Annotated in this window: 17 protein-coding genes and 1 riboswitch; of the genes, 4 read left to right on the top strand and 13 right to left on the bottom strand. The window is 41.9% G+C overall.

Annotated features, from left to right (window positions below):
• Positions 1-174: 174 nt before the first annotated feature.
• The 6 genes from FYJ57_RS15675 to FYJ57_RS16400 form a co-directional block, all read right to left on the bottom strand.
• On the bottom strand, positions 175-297 hold the full coding sequence (locus tag FYJ57_RS15675; protein WP_268878829.1) for a hypothetical protein: 123 nt from the start codon (positions 295-297) through the stop codon (positions 175-177).
• Positions 298-438 carry a hypothetical protein gene (locus FYJ57_RS15180; protein WP_178704408.1) on the bottom strand — a complete coding sequence of 47 codons (141 nt, stop codon included), beginning with the start codon at positions 436-438 and terminating at the stop codon, positions 298-300.
• A 91-nt stretch (positions 439-529) separates the two neighbouring features.
• A complete protein-coding gene (locus tag FYJ57_RS13715) occupies positions 530-988 on the bottom strand; it encodes a DUF1016 N-terminal domain-containing protein (protein WP_154433099.1) in 459 nt (152 codons plus the stop codon).
• Between the two features lie 86 nt (positions 989-1074).
• Positions 1075-2808: a S8 family peptidase gene (locus FYJ57_RS13720; RefSeq protein WP_154433100.1), complete on the bottom strand. Its 1734-nt coding sequence runs from the start codon at positions 2806-2808 to the stop codon at positions 1075-1077.
• Positions 2809-3078: 270 nt separating this feature from the next.
• Positions 3079-4698 (bottom strand): mannitol dehydrogenase family protein, encoded by a 1620-nt coding sequence (locus FYJ57_RS13725; protein ID WP_154433101.1) that lies wholly within the window; start codon positions 4696-4698, stop codon positions 3079-3081.
• 195 nt (positions 4699-4893) lie between these two features.
• On the bottom strand, positions 4894-5163 hold the full coding sequence (locus tag FYJ57_RS16400; RefSeq protein WP_328597494.1) for a DUF6783 domain-containing protein: 270 nt from the start codon (positions 5161-5163) through the stop codon (positions 4894-4896).
• On the opposite strand from FYJ57_RS16400, the gene FYJ57_RS16405 reads away from it, so the two are divergent.
• On the top strand, positions 5062-5301 hold the full coding sequence (locus tag FYJ57_RS16405; RefSeq protein WP_328597495.1) for a DUF6783 domain-containing protein: 240 nt from the start codon (positions 5062-5064) through the stop codon (positions 5299-5301). The genes FYJ57_RS16400 and FYJ57_RS16405 overlap by 102 nt on opposite strands.
• On the opposite strand, the gene FYJ57_RS13730 is transcribed toward FYJ57_RS16405, so the two are convergent.
• The 7 genes from FYJ57_RS13730 to FYJ57_RS13760 form a co-directional block, all read right to left on the bottom strand.
• Entirely contained in the window at positions 5213-5713 is a 501-nt protein-coding gene (locus FYJ57_RS13730; protein ID WP_154433102.1) for an NUDIX hydrolase, read from the bottom strand. The genes FYJ57_RS16405 and FYJ57_RS13730 overlap by 89 nt on opposite strands.
• Positions 5714-5780: 67 nt before the next feature.
• Positions 5781-6401 (bottom strand): NUDIX hydrolase, encoded by a 621-nt coding sequence (locus FYJ57_RS13735; RefSeq protein WP_154433103.1) that lies wholly within the window; start codon positions 6399-6401, stop codon positions 5781-5783.
• Between the two features lie 50 nt (positions 6402-6451).
• Positions 6452-7105 (bottom strand): ECF transporter S component, encoded by a 654-nt coding sequence (locus tag FYJ57_RS13740; protein WP_118575197.1) that lies wholly within the window; start codon positions 7103-7105, stop codon positions 6452-6454.
• 251 nt (positions 7106-7356) lie between these two features.
• A riboswitch (FMN riboswitch) is annotated at positions 7357-7476 on the bottom strand.
• A gap of 545 nt (positions 7477-8021) precedes the next feature.
• A complete protein-coding gene (locus tag FYJ57_RS13745) occupies positions 8022-8927 on the bottom strand; it encodes a YitT family protein (RefSeq protein WP_154433104.1) in 906 nt (301 codons plus the stop codon).
• Positions 8903-9232: a hypothetical protein gene (locus FYJ57_RS15555; RefSeq protein WP_235904590.1), complete on the bottom strand. Its 330-nt coding sequence runs from the start codon at positions 9230-9232 to the stop codon at positions 8903-8905. The genes FYJ57_RS13745 and FYJ57_RS15555 overlap by 25 nt, the downstream gene beginning before the upstream one ends.
• Before the next feature lie 30 nt (positions 9233-9262).
• On the bottom strand, positions 9263-10114 hold the full coding sequence (locus FYJ57_RS13755; protein WP_154433105.1) for a PfkB family carbohydrate kinase: 852 nt from the start codon (positions 10112-10114) through the stop codon (positions 9263-9265).
• A 9-nt stretch (positions 10115-10123) separates the two neighbouring features.
• Positions 10124-11119, bottom strand: a complete 996-nt coding sequence (locus FYJ57_RS13760; protein ID WP_154433106.1) for an SIS domain-containing protein — start codon at positions 11117-11119, stop codon at positions 10124-10126.
• A 317-nt stretch (positions 11120-11436) separates the two neighbouring features.
• Here FYJ57_RS13760 and FYJ57_RS13765 point away from each other — a divergent pair, with 317 nt between their 5' ends.
• The 3 genes from FYJ57_RS13765 to FYJ57_RS15560 all read left to right on the top strand — a co-directional run bounded on the left by FYJ57_RS13765 (position 11437) and on the right by FYJ57_RS15560 (position 14957).
• Positions 11437-12147, top strand: coding sequence for a GntR family transcriptional regulator (locus FYJ57_RS13765; protein ID WP_154433107.1), 711 nt, complete (start codon positions 11437-11439; stop codon positions 12145-12147).
• Entirely contained in the window at positions 12144-12881 is a 738-nt protein-coding gene (locus tag FYJ57_RS13770) for a GntR family transcriptional regulator (RefSeq protein WP_004074337.1), read from the top strand. The genes FYJ57_RS13765 and FYJ57_RS13770 overlap by 4 nt, the downstream gene beginning before the upstream one ends.
• Positions 12882-13274: 393 nt before the next feature.
• Complete coding sequence (locus FYJ57_RS15560) at positions 13275-14957, top strand: aminoglycoside phosphotransferase family protein (protein ID WP_235904591.1); 1683 nt, start codon at positions 13275-13277, stop codon at positions 14955-14957.
• Positions 14958-15414 lie beyond the last annotated feature (457 nt).

The raw sequence follows: 15414 nt of genomic DNA on the forward strand, positions 1-15414 counted from the left end.
TAATCTGTCGAATTTGTTCCTTTGCAACTGCCATAAAAATACTCCTTTTCGATAAGAATTGTCATATCTGAATTCTTACCAAAAAGGAGCCATTTTTTACCAGAAACACAAACTTTTTTACACTACCACTTACCCCATTGCTTTTGGCGTATTTTTTTCTTAATTAACACCTTTTTAATTATCACTTAGTGCTTTCCACTCCAACTCCACCCATCCATCGTCATACACATATATCCCCTTCACATACTTTTCAAGCGTCTCCTCTGTCAATTTCTCATCCCCCAGATACTCCATCATCTACTCCACCGGAATATTTTTCTTCAGCAAGATTTCTTTCTCGCCGCTGATCATTTCTTCCAGTTCCTTCTTTCGTCTTTGCAGGCGCTCTCTTTCTTCCTCTAACTGCTTCTTTTCACTCAGGAACTCCTCCCGGCTCATCTGTCCTTCATGGTACTTCTCATAGTTCTGTTGGTTATGAGCCTTGATCTGCTCCTGTCGTCTTTTGCAGTCAGCACTTTCAGCCTTGTATTCACCTTTTTATCGGAAGATTCTCAAATTGGCAAAACACTGTTTCGCCAATCTGATCCTTTGAATAAACTTTATAAAACTGCCGAACATTTTTTAAATTTGCAACAGAAAATCCCTTTCCATAATTCTTCGTCAGATATGTAGACAATTCCTTTAAGAGTTGCGTGCCATATGCCGCCCTCTGTTCTCCACGCTGTTCTTCCTCTACAATCATTCTTCCTATCTCATAATAAACATAGACCATAGAAAGATTAACAGCAGTTGTCGCAAAATTTGCGACAACTGAATTATCCAACTCTTCCTTTAAAGCATTATTAATATGCTTTCTTATCGTCTTAACATCTCTGCCAAACAATTCTGCCAGTTGCTTTCTGTTCAGCCATACTGTATTATTTTCCACTGGAACATTTAACTTGACTTCATGATCTTCTGTTTCAAATAATACTATTTCATTTTCCATGCATATTCCTCCGTATATATCTCGTTCAAATTACAATTGTATCATACGATATAATTTTTATGAAATCAATCTCTATGCAGTATAACTTATTTGGGAATGCTCTGAGCTATACAAAGTGCTCCCCATCCCACCCTCTCATTCGGCCACTCCGTCTCCCCGGGCAGCTGTTTTGCTCCGTTGATCAGATAACTCTTCACCTTCTCCCCATACAGATACGGGTCATTTCCCCGCACAATCCCCCATTCCATCAGAAGTGCTGCCGCTCCGCTGACAAAGGGTGTTGCAAAGGAGGTTCCCGTAACCGTCTGATAACCACCGCCCGGACGTGGTGCACGGATATCGACGCCCGGAGCGGCAAGGTCCGGTTTGATCTGAACAGGGAGGCGGGTGTAACCGCGGCCGGAGAAATCGGCGTAGGACTGGCGGCGGGAATCGTAGGCTGCTACGGAGATGGCAGACAGCGCGGTGGAGGGAATCGTAAGTGTGGTTTCCGGGGTCGGGCGGTAGAAGCGGGTGGCTTCCCCTACTGTTTTTCCACCGGGAAGCCACATGGAGAATTCTCCCTGCAGGATACGGCGCGGAATCAGATGTATACGCCAGATGCCGCTGTCAATATAACTTTCTGTGGGAAGAAAATCGATGTAGATTTCCTGCGAAGTGCTGTAAGGAGACGGTTTTCCATAATAAATCAGAAGCTGTGTTCCGGCATGCCGGTATCTCTGTGTTCCCAGCGTCTGTTCCAGCGGACCGATAATCGTTCCGTCCGGATGTACCAGGGCAATCTCCATCTGATCCTGATAGTTTTTCCAGATCTGCAGGTTCATAGCCGGTTCATAAGTTCCGATCCCCAGTTCTGCCTCATAATTTTCTCCCTGTCGTACGCGGCCCGCCGTATGCCCTGCCCGATTTCCTTCATTACCGGTTCCCACACAGAGTGTCACACGACCATACCCAACTGCCTGATTCAGATACGTTTCCACCAGAGAGGTTCCGTTATGTGCTCCATAACTGTTTCCGAAGCTCAGATTGATCACCACCGGCATCTGAAGCTCCTGTGCAGTACGGATCGCATAGTCCACCCCCTGCATCAGTTCTGTGGTTCTGGGGAATCCATTCGGATCCCGGATCCCCAGCTTCACCACCAGCAGACTGCTCTCCGGCGCTACGCCACGCTCCGTTCCCTGACTTTCTCTTCCATTTCCCGCTGCAATCCCCAGTACAGCCGTCCCGTGACCGCTCGTATCTATGCTTGGAACCAGCGCCTCTCTTTCTGCCATCGTATTCGCTTCCAGTGCCCGATTGATCTGCTCCCGTGTGTACTCACTGCCGATCCGATACCCTTTGGGGGGATTGCCCGGGATCGACTGATCCCACAGCCGCAGGATCCGTGTGGATCCATCCTCGTTCCGAAAGTCCGGATGCGTATAATCCACGCCCGAATCGATACAGGCAATCAGAATCCCTTTACCAAACAGATACGGCGACTGATTCTGGGCCGGATTCACACAGGAAGTCTGCCTGCCTTCATATGCAGCAAAATACAATCTCTTCGGTGCTTCGATATACTCTACCGCCGGATTCTGTGCAAACCCTTCGATCTGATCCTGTGGAATATCTGCAATTCCATAATTTCCAAGAAGGGGTGTAATAACAATCTCATCCGTCTCAAGCTCCGATGCCGCCCCGAAGTAACGAATGATCAGCTTCCACCTCTGTGTGTCTTTTTCATACCCTGCGTTCAGATTCATCGATGCTTCCCGTTCCCTGGATGTGGCATCGAGAGCAAGATTTAAAGTGTTGCCGGTTTTCTGATTATTCATGTTCCGTTCCTGATGATTTTTCATTCTACTACAATATATGGAAGCAGTTTTTTCCCGTTTACTTTTTCCCCGGATGTCCTATCCACACAGCTTGAACTATGAGAAACACTCTCCGCGAGTTTTTCGTGCAGGCACGGACTTTGGCTCATTGCCCGTGTAAATCAAAATTGATCCACCGGACCAATTATTGGTATGTAAGGCAATCAAAAAGACTGCTGCCGGCAGAATAATATCCTACCGAACAGCAGTCCTTTTCTCTTTTTCATTATTTTATTGGTTTACATATTTATGGATCGTAGCTTTCACAGCTCCCGGTCCCGCAAGCATCTCACGGAACATGGTCTCAATTTTTTCTCCCACACCGTCTTTATACAGGTCTGTGAAAAACAGTCTTTCGTTGGAAAGAATCGATTTCAGCTGATTCGTAAAAGTCTCCGGTTTTCCAACCACGATATCTTTGAACTGTTCCTGAATCTCTTCGTTCATAGGATCCGGAGCAAGCTCATATGTATTTCCTTCGTCGTCTACACCCAGCATGTAGCGCAGCCATCCGGCTATTCCAAGGGGAATAGCAGTCAGCCGGGAAGCATCTCCGAATCTCTTTACATAAGCCTTGATGGTTTCGCCAAAGCGGATACCAACCATCTGAGATACATCTACTGACAGACGCATGTTGGTATCACCCAGATATTCATTCGGGAACCGGTCATGAAACAGTTCATCCACAAATGCCTGCGGGGAAAGGATGCCCGGGTTCGGAACGACCGGAAGGCCTTCGTCGTAGGCGATCATCCGTGCCATCTTCATCATGTCTTCGTTTGTATTTAACATATGCGCAAACAGTTCATATCCCTGTACCACACCCAGCGGACCGGTGGCAGAATGTACCGGATTCAGACATACTGTCACTTTCATGCGTTCAGACAGATTCACGGTTTCTCTGTCCGCCATATATACGCCAAATCCCTTTTCCAGTGCCGGGCGACCGTTCGGGAAGCTGTCTTCAATGACCAGATACTGTGGTTTCTCCGCATTGACAAACGGAGCAATATAGGTCTTCTTTCCGGTGATCACCGGCTGCATATCTTCTACACCAATCGCTTCCAGATCTGCTGCAATCTGTTCACTCGGACGTGGGGTGATCTTGTCGATCATCGTCCACGGGAAGGCAACTATGCTTTCATCACTCACATAATCCATAAAATCCTGCTCCACAAAACCGTGTTTCTTCCATTCTTCGGTCATCGTCAGTACAGACTCCCGCAGTTTCGCGCCGTTTTTGGAGCAATTATCCATGGAAACCAGAGCGATCGGATATTTTCCTGCTTTATAACGTTCATATAACATCGCTGTCAGAACCGCCATTGCTCCGGTGGCTCTGTCCGGGCCGTTGTTGATATCTGCTTCCACAAACGGGAACCAGCTGCCGTCTGCTTTCTGCAGGGCATAGCCTTTTTCTGTGATCGTGAAAGAAACCAGCTGCAGGGATTTTGCTTTGAAGATTTCCTTCAGACGGTTCCACTGTTCCGGATCGGGTGACTGTGCTTTTACCGCCTCTGCCAGCGCTCCCATAACTTTGTATTCTCTGGTTCCGTCACCGTGGAGGATCACGCTCAGACTCAGATTGTCATAGGGTTTATAGATCTTATCTAGCACATCGTAATCAAAGGTCTCCACACAGGTAATGCCTCGATCCAGGACACCTTCTTCCAGAAGTCCGTCTGCAATTCCACCGATGAAAACACGGAAAATGTTTCCGATTCCAAAATGTACCCATCCCGGTGCATCTTTTGCTTTCTTCGATACTGCTTCCACATCGTACCCCGGCAGTTTGATACCTGCTTTTTCCCATGCCTGACGATCTTTGATTCCATCCAGTGTTAATTTCATGGTAAATATCCTCCTCTTTCTTTTTTCTGTTATCTGTTATCCACATAAATCTTTTTCTTCTGTGGATACATTGAGTTTCGTTTTTTACTTTTAATTGTATCTTAATCATAAGTTGAGTTTATATCTTTTTTCCTGAAAAATCCAGTGCCAAAAAGCATAATTTTCATCTTTGTTTTTTGTATGTATTTACCAACATCACCGATTCTGTCCCCCGGATGCCATCGTATCCATCTTCATGAGCTGTTTTCTGTGCGGGATGATAGTTCTTTCCTGTAAAGTAAAAAAAGCAGTTATTTCTGTACTCTTACTTTTGTACAGAAATAACTGCTTCTTATATTTTTTCAGACACGCTCTAGAGCGTGTTTGAAAAAGGCTTTTCGTGAGCTGCGAGTCCCAGTTTGTGGGAGATTTTATCCGAATGAGGGCGGCGTAGCGGGCTACGGCAACCGAATGAGGGTAAAATATACCGCAAAGTGGGGCTTGCAGATTGCGGAAATGATTTTTCAAACACGCTCTAGTCGAATACTTCTTTCATACTTTCATAATGCAGGAAAATCCCTTCCTGGGCAAATGCCCGGATCTCTTCGAGTGTGGCGATCTTAAAGCCTTCCACTTCCTCCGGCTGTACTTTCACATCGTTATCCACAAAGTCCAGAATAAATTTGTAGATATCCACAAAATAGTTGTTTTTTTCCTCCGGATTCACCCGTTTATAGGAAAATGCGTAGCCGCCTGCAGCCTGACTCACATCAATTCCGGTCTCCTCGCGGATCTCTCGGATCACTGCGTCTCTGGAATCTTCTCCCGCGTTGACTCCGCCTCCCGGTACTTCCCACCAGCCGGCACCCCATTCTTTGTCCAGCTTTCTCTGGGTGATCAGATAACGGCCATCCGGACGTTTCAGCACGCCAAGCACCGTCAGGTGAAACTCATCCGGCTTCATGTTCCAGTCGTTTCTCTTCATCGTGCGACCGGTTCTCTGTTTCTTTTCATCGTAGATATCCCAGTATTCCATAATATTTTTTCTCCTCTGTCTCTTTTTCGTGAATATTACTGCCCCGCTTTATGCACCTGGTACGGATTTATTTTTCTTTGGCATGTAAGAACGCAAAGGGTTCTTCATCGTGAAGAAAGTGCATCATCATATAGGCGCACAGAAGCGCCACCCGCTCTTCTTTCAGGATCCGTGCCACTTCTTTCCGGTCTGCCAGAACCACTTCGATTTCCTCGCTGTCTTCCATGTATTTTTTACTGATCTCGCCGGAAGCATATCCGTAAACCGTTCCGCAGCACTCATCGGTCATCCCGACGGATGTATAATAAGGCTTCTGATATATGTCATCCACCACGATCGGCTCCAGTTTCAGTCCGGTCTCTTCTTTCAGTTCCCGGATCGCTGCGGTGTGATAATTCTCTCCCGGATCCACCAGTCCGGCCGGCAGTTCATACACATAACCACCCAGCGGATAACGGAACTGTCGGATCAGTACTACCCTGTCTTTCTTTTCTCCGTAGAGACTGTAGATGGCCACACCGTCCGGATCATTATTTTCTGCATGGCTCAGTTTCAGGTCATCCTCAGTCTTCGCCCGGGATGCCACATAATAGTGTCCTTCCCGTCCTACTTTATTCACGACATCCAGATCATAGAGATTCAGATATGGATTGGTTGTCTGTTTGTTTACTTTATTGATTTTTCCCATCTGGTATTCCTCCCACCCCGGTCGGAGGCTCCTTGTACAGGACGGATCGATTATGCCTGAGAGCCTTTTAACAACCGGCTGATATGTTTATATAATACCAGAGTTATCAGGGAAACTACAATACCTTTTATAATATTAAACGGTGCAACGCTGAAAAGGCAGAACGTTGTCAGACTGTGGATCGCCGGAATGATGGCTGCTCCCATCTCCACAAAGGTATCCACCGGCATACCAAATGCTTTTCCGTAAGCCGGAAGCAGTAACAGACCATTCACCAGAGCACTGGCCACTGCCATGCATACGATTCCGGTTGCCATACCGATGATTGCATGTTTCTTTGTTTTTGCCTGTTTATAAATAAAGCCGGCCGGCATAACCAGTGCGCATCCCATGATAAAGTTACCAAGTTCTCCCACACCTGCGGTCGTTGTTCCGTTCAGGACAAAGTTCAGCAGAATCTTGATCAGTTCGATCACTGCCGCTGCCAGCGGTCCCATCGCAAACGCCCCGATCATGATCGGCACTTCACTCAGATCCATCTTATAAAAACTCGGTGCAATAAACGGAAGCGGTACCTCCCAGAGCATCAAAACAGTAGCTACAGCCGCCAGCATGGCAATCTGCACCATGGTTCTGACACCTGTATTTCTCGTAGTTCCGGCCTTTTTCGCAGTCTCTGCTGCTTTAGTTGTTGTGTTGTTCATTTTCTTCAATCTCCTTTCTTTCTCAAAAGGAAATTCCCGGTTTCTGCAGCCTGACACAAAACTATGAGAAACACGCTTCGCGCGTTTCTCAAGCTATTGCGGCAGTCGCCAAGGTCTCGTGCAGGCACGGACTTTGGCTCGTTGCTCGCGTAAAAAAACCCCGGAAAGTAAATCCTTTCCGGGGTGTTCTCTCTGTGCTTTTTCTTTCCTGATATAAAATCAGAAAATCTATATTTTACGCTTACACACGCTGCACTCTTCTCTCATCCAGACTATACTGTCGGTACCGGAATCACACCGGTTCAGCCATGTTTCCATGGGTCGCGGACTATACCGCCGGTGGGGAATCACACCCCGCCCCGAAGAATTATCCTTAAATTCTTGTTCATTATAACTCATTATAAGTCTGCATACAAGTATATTTTTTAGCTGTTTTTCACAATGATTTTGTGTAATATCCACATAAATCCACACTACTCTTTATATGATTACTGCAAATTGGTGTAAATTTTGGTGTAACCATCGGCATTATCTTTTTCCCATTTTTCAACCCGCGCAAGCTCACGTTTTGTTCTTTCCATATCTACATGGTTGCATACTTTTATTGTCGTTTTTACATCACTTTGTCCGAGCACATAAACATTAAGCAGTAAGAGATATTTACTCGACTGTTTTGGGCATGAATCCTATCATAGTAGTACTGGAAATCTGGAAGTGGAATATCCTTCTTTTTAATATTTTTCTGAGGATAAAAAGTAATTCCACCTCTTTTGGTGGCATCATCTGGAGTTCTTCAATCGGAATTCCTCCCGCGTGATAACGTTCCATAATCAAAGATAATGTTCCGGATCCAATCTTATACCGATCCATGCTAGAGCGTGTCTGAAAAAGGCTCTAGAACTTCTTAATTTTTATATTATATTGGCTTGAATCCTTTTCCACGCACTTCATTCGATTCCATTGTAACAAGAAACGCGGATGAATCTACTTTCTTTACAGCTTCTTGAATCGTATGCATTTCTTTATTGTTACATGCACACATTAATACTTCTTTTTCACGTCCTGTATAACTTCCTTCTGCCTTAATCAAAGTTGCCCCTCGTTGTGATAGCTCATCAATTTTTGCCGCAATTTGTGGTCCCTTTTCTGTTACAATCAAAGCAAGTTTTCCAGCATCAACGCCATACATTAGCTTATCTACGACAAATGATAGAATATACGTTCCAATTAATCCATAAATAATCTTATCAATGTTTCCATGCATCAGAATTCCACCAATAATTACAATAATAAAATCCATAACAATGATAATTTTTCCTACAGAAATATGTGGCTTTGCCTTGTGTATTGCCATCAAAACAAAATCTGCTCCACCTGTAGAGGTATCTCTCATGTAAATTAATGCATATCCGATTCCTGAGAATACACTCATACAAATACAGGATAACATCATATCACCTTGGTAAACTGGAAACAATGGAACAACCCAGTCCATCAGTATATTAGAAATTAACATTGTCTTTATTGATCTTAAAAAAAATTGTTTTCCCAACAACTTGTAACAAATTAAAATAATTGGAATATTCAAAATTGTCGTCATTGTACCAATTGGAATTTTCCAAAAATAATAAAACACGATTGCAATACCTGATATACCTGCTACCGGAAATCCAGATGCCACTGCAAAATTATAGACTCCAATCGCAATGAAACAACCACCTACAATATCAAGTAAAATATCAATTAAAAATGTCTTTGCCTTTGATTTCAATGTGAGTTCCTCCCTATTACGGAATCTTATTTCTTTTGCGTCATAATACATTGATATGTTTGCAGATTGCGGAAATGATTTTTCAGACACGCTCTAAGGCGGTAGGCAATGTACATATTAAGACTGCCAACATAAGCATTCCATACATCTCCAACTTCGACAATATCAATTTTCACATCTTGATGATCTTCTTGATAAATTTTTGCAGCTTCTTCCATTGCAAAAATATTAAATGTTTTGTCCCAACACCATACTGTAATTGTATTATCGTCTTTTTTTGCCTCTTTATTGCTTTCACTTTGATTTCCGCATGCTGCAATACCCATTACCATCGCAGCTGTCAATAAAATTGCCACTATTTTTTTCTCATTTGTTATATTCTCCTTCTACCATGCCCCTTGATACCCTATTGTTACCGCACTATTCTGAGCTCCTGCTTCCATCGAATCTTGAACATTCAATCCATTCAAAATCCCATATAAAAATCCGGCAATAAAACTGTCGCCTGCACCCATTGTATCAACAACTTTACACTCTATGATTCCAAATCGATACCAAGAATTTCCATCATACCCAATGCTTCCATTTTTCCCCAATGTTGCAATAATGACTTTAGGTCCTTTTCGTTGCATTGCTTTCATGAATTCCTTTAATTGTTCCGTACAATTTTCTTTTTCTTTTAAGCCCATGCTATGATATTTCTGTCTAAACTCATTACGTGATTCCTCGTCAAAAGAGAAGAATGCATATGTCACATATGGAATCGCTTTCTCAACAATTGGATTTGCAAATTTATTTGCAAAATCAAATGCAACTGGAATTTCTTTCGAAATAAGTGGAAGCTCATCTTCAATCATTCCCCAAATTCCTGTAACCGCTAAATCATGTTTCTTTATAAAGGAAATGTCTTGTTCTCTTAGCTTAAAGTCTGCCAAAACACCTTCTTCATATTTTCCAAACACTCTATCTCCATCTACAATGTCAACATGTGTAACTGCGGTTTTTCCATCCAGCACTTGAATATGAGAAGTATCGACTCCTTTATTTTGAATTGCACTTATCATGATTTTTCCGAATGAATCATTTCCAACAGCACCTGTATAAGAACTTTCTCCACCTAATCGTTTTATGTATACAGCAACATTCACTGGGTTTCCCCCTGGATATGATTCATTCAATGAATCATAATAATCAATACAATTATCTCCTATTGCTGCTACTCTTATCTTTCTGTCCATTTTGCCACCTTAATAGTCCAGACGTCTGTAATATCTTCTGATTTCCATAGGATGACAATTGACTTTTTCCATATGTGCATCAATTCTCTGTGTTACCGCATGCATCACTAAATGTGATATATATCCTCTGTACTCTGGACTAATTCCTTTTAATTCAAATTTCTTGGTATCAATAATATTGTATTTTCCACAAATGCGTGGCAAGAAGTTTGCAACGCGCTCGCTCAACGATCTCTGAGAATCTTCCCCAATAAATACTGTAACTGGTGTATCTTTGTCAATTACTTCTAACGTTCCATGGAAAAATTCTGCACTGTGGATAGATTTTGTACGAATCCAATGCTGTTCTTCCCAATAACACATTGCATAAGAATATGTGGCACCATACTGGTTCCCAGCCCCAACAAAATAATGAATTTTGTCGTCCTTATGACGATTTGCAAATTCTTCTCCGAAAGCATCTGCTTCCTTTTCAACTTCCACAAGTGCAGTTGCCAAATACTGATCCAACTCCTTGTATAAATCCTCATATTCTGGAAATTCTCCTGCATTGTACATAAATCTATCTGCTACCATATAAAATTTCAATTGTTCATTGGCAGGATATGTAATCACATAGTCTACAAGTTTTGCAAGTTCTGCAGTAGCAACATCAATAAAACCAATCACCCTTGCTCCACTCTTCTGTGCTTTTTTTACTCCATCTACGATTTCAGAAGTTGTTCCTGTAACAGACGAAATAATTACAATAGTTCCTTCTCCAACTTTTTTATTTCCAGTTGTCAAATACTCTGCTGCGTTTTCAACAAAAAATGAAAGTTCTGATTTTTCTTTCATATGGACCTCTGCCTGGAGGCAAGATGCATATGTTCCACCGATACCGAGCCAACAAATATTCTTGTATCCTTCTTTACAAATTCCATCAATCAATTCATTAATTTGATTTCTCAGAGCAAGCGCTCCATTCACACTTTCAATCTGTTTCTGTTCATTAAATTTCAACATAGTGTTTTTCCCTTTCCCTTCCTTTGTATTGGTGACTATTTTTAAATTTAATATACCAGTTTTTTTTTATTTTTTCAATACTTCACGTAAAGAATATTGAATATTGTTGTATTTTTATAAATATAAATGCATTTATTTGTATACAATGCATTTATTTCTTTTATTCTGGTATGAAACACATTTCAAATTTACTATACCAGTTTTTATATTTATTTTTTATTTATTCATTTCTTTTTTCCTTTCCATTTGCTTTTTAAGAACTGACAACGTATAATTTGATTATAATTTATCGGTAAATTATAATATTAGGAGTTCTTATGAAAAAAAATTTATTAACTTTAGATGTTGCATTATCAAAAGAAATCAAATACATGCTAAAGGAAGAACACTATCTTCCAGGTGACAAACTGCCTTCGGAACGAAAGCTGGCAGAGCTGTTTCATGTACAACGCTTAACTGTTCGTGGAGCCTTGAATCTGTTACTTCAAGATAAAACAATTATCTCAAAACCAAGAAGTGGTTATTACGTAGCGCCTAAACGCATTTTACAATCCATTCGTAATTTTTCCTTACATTCAGAGGAAGATAGCGGACAATTAACTTACGAATTATATGATTTCAAAAAAATAGAAGCAGATAACTATCTTGCAAGCGAAATGTTACTTCCTGAAAAATCGAAAATATACAAAATTGTTTGGCTTTATTCAGATGGTACTCAACTAATTTGTATCAATACAACTTATATTCCTGAATATATCTATCCAGATCTCACCCAACAAATTGCTGCTTCTGCTCCTGCAATTGATTTGATTACAAACAATTGTCAAATAACCTTGGCAAAATCGAATCAAAAAGTCACCTTACTTTACGCAGACACAAAGACTGCTCAAATTTTAAATATTCCTGTTGATAGCCCTTTAATGAAATATAAAGGGCTCATGTATGATAAACAAGGACATCTTGCAGTCTTTTTTGAAAATAATATGCTAATTGATCGTTTTGGTTTTATCAGGGAGGTAGTTTTATGAGCAATGATGATGTATTAGCCGCACAAATAAAATCTAGTATCATTACAAAAATTAAAACACAGGAATATCTTCCTGGGGAATTGCTTCCTAGCGAACGGGATTTTGCAACAATGTATAGTGTAAGTCGGTATTTGATTCATGACATCTTTGACGAATTAATTAGCCAACATTACTTAATTCGCGTTCACGGAAAGGGAACTTTTGTCCGCAAACCCGAACAAAATCGAGTTGCTTTAGGAGTACTAAATGAATCAAAAAATGCCAGCTTTACCTCTTTAGTTCGTAACTTTGGTATTGAAATTTCCAATAAATGCTTAGGCACAGGTATAATCAAAAACAGAAAATACTTTGCAGATAAACTTGGACTTTCTGAAGAAGATGAAATATACGGTATTCATCGAATTCGTCTTGGAAACAAGGAACCTCTTGCAATTGAGTTTACCTATGTTCCTATTCATTTTTTTTCAGATATCGATAATTACAATTTTGAGCACATATCGCTTTATGATTATATGAAATCCAAAAATCATTTGCCTGTAAAATTTAATGAGACAATGATGATGGTAGAAGCTGGCGAAAAACTTCAAAAACACCTTCATCTTCCAAGTGCCACCTCTATCGTCAACTATATTGAATTCATAGGATACGATGAAAATGGTAATTTAGTTGAATATACAGAAAGTTATTCACGCCCTGATAAACTTGAAGTGCGCTTTGTCACAAATGATATCTAAATTTGCTTTAATTTTACCGTTTAGTATGTGTATGCACCATAAACAAAACAAGATAGAATATACACAAAATAATACTTTTGTTAGGGGCGGGGAAAATTGACCACCTAAAGCCGCTTAGAATTAACCATTTTTAGTCGGATAGAAAAGTCATTGTATTTTTCTCTTCGTGTTCTAAAATGATGTACATATTCGTAGGTGTAATGAGTTTTATTTGGAAGTTCACTATGAGGGGACTTCGGAACAGGATGAGTCGATACAACGGGTACTTGCTGAACGTGGTAAAACCGTGTACGCAACCGCTGTGCGAGCTGGCGCAATTCTCGTGGGTAATGGAAACCTTAAACTGCTCGGTGATGTCAAGGTGTTTGGCAGATAGAGCTACGGAGAAAAGATATGAATTTTGTAACGAAAGAACCAATAAACAAAGGCTGGTCGAGTGATAAAAAATACTGTGTTACCGACGAAAACGGCACACGGTATCTTTTGCGTGTTTCCGATATTGCACAGCACGACACAAAGCAGTCTGAGTTTAATATGATGAAACAGGTCGCTTCTTTTGGAGTGCCTATGTGCCAGCCCATTGAATTTGGCATTTGTGAGGATGGCGTTTATTCCATTCAAAGTTGGATTGACGGCGAAGATGCAGAACAGGTCATGTCGGGCTATTCTGATACCGAGCAATATGTATATGGCTTGGAAGCAGGACGTATTCTTCGCAAGATTCACTCCATTCCTGCTCCTGCAACGCAGGAGGATTGGGAAATCCGTTTTAACCGCAAAATGGATTATAAGATCAAAAAGTACGCTGAGTGCCCCATCAAGTATGAGAACGGACAGGCATTTATCGACTACATAAACGAGAACCGTCATTTGCTGAAAAACAGACCGCAGGTATATCAGCACGGCGATTACCACATCGGCAATATGATGATCGACAGAGGCGGTCAGCTCCACGTTATCGACTTTAACCGTAACGATTACGGTGATCCGTGGGAAGAATTTAACCGCATTGTTTGGTGCGCTCAGAAAGCTCCTCTCTTTGCTTCCGGTATGGTAAACGGATACTTTGATAATAACGTACCTATGGAGTTTTGGAGATTGCTTGCTCTTTACATTTCAAGCAATACTCTCTCATCTGTATATTGGGCGATTCCGTTCGGACAGGACGAAGTGAACACCATGCTGAACCAAGCCAAGGAGGTTCTGTCTTGGTACGATAATATGCGTAATCCTGTGCCGACATGGTATTTCAAAGGGTATTATCTGCAGTACATCGACGGGATTCCTTTCAAGCTGAAAAGTACTTTTGATTTCAGCTTTATGAAAGAGTATGGAACGGTGTTCAAGGTTTACGATGACCAGGATTCCGGAAACATCTGCTTTGGTACTGAAAAAGACGGTCAGCGTTATTTTGTAAAGTTCGCCGGTGCTCCTACCGAGCAGTACGGCGGCGATCCTGCAGATGCTATCTCCAGATTGAAAGCTACTCTCCCGATTTACAGCGATCTGAAGCACGAGAATCTGATTGAGCTTATTGAAGCCAAGGAAATTGGCGACGGGTTCGCTATGGTATTCAAGTGGGCTGATGGCGATTGTATGGGCAGAATGTACCCCGCGGCATATCGTCGCTTTATTCAGCTTCCCATCAATGACAGGCTCGCTGTGTTCAGCGACATATTGAGCTTCTTGGAATGTGTTGTCTCGCGCAATTATGTAGCCATAGATTTTTATGACGGCAGCATTATGTATGATTTTGTGAACGGAAAGACTACAATCTGCGATATTGACCTTTTCCGCAAACAACCGTGTGTCAACGATATGGGACATATGTGGGGCAGCTCTCGCTTCCAATCCCCGGAAGAACATCAGCTCGGAGCCGATATTGATGAAATTACGAACGTCTATACTCTTGGTGCTACCGCTTTTGCGCTCTTTGGAGAGTATAACCGCACACAGGAAAAGTGGCAGCTCAGCGATAAGCTCTTTGAGATCGCAACGAGAGCAGTAAGTGATGATCGTGCCAACCGTCAGCAAACAATCAGACAATTCACAGCAGAATGGGAGGCGGCACAATAATGAAAGCTATTGCATTTTGTGGTCTAGCGTGTTGCGTTTGTTCCGAAAATAAAGGCTGTGTAGGTTGCCAAGACGGAAGCTGTGAAAGCCACGGCTGGTGCAAAAACTATAACTGTTGTAAAGAAAAAGGGCTGAACGGCTGTTGGGAAGAGACTATGAAGAAAAGTCTGTAAATAAGATTCTTCTATGATAATGATGGGCGAAAGGCTTGATATATTAGCTTTTCGCCCTTTGTTTATATATAACAGTTACAAAAACGCATGTCAAGAGCAGGCGGTTCTGCCGCCTGTTTTGCGATGGAATATTGCCTATTCTGGAAGGCGTCCTTCGGTACACGCTCAATAGCGAGTACCTCCAAAATTAAGAGCCGCCTTACGGCAGCCCTGGTTATCAATTCTTTCGAATCCCGTCCGGCAGATTTGGTGACCACGGTAACAGATCATCCAGAAAGGACCGG

It is taken from the genome of Oliverpabstia intestinalis (genome assembly GCF_009696065.1).
Taxonomy (GTDB): Bacteria; Bacillota; Clostridia; order Lachnospirales; family Lachnospiraceae; genus Oliverpabstia; species Oliverpabstia intestinalis.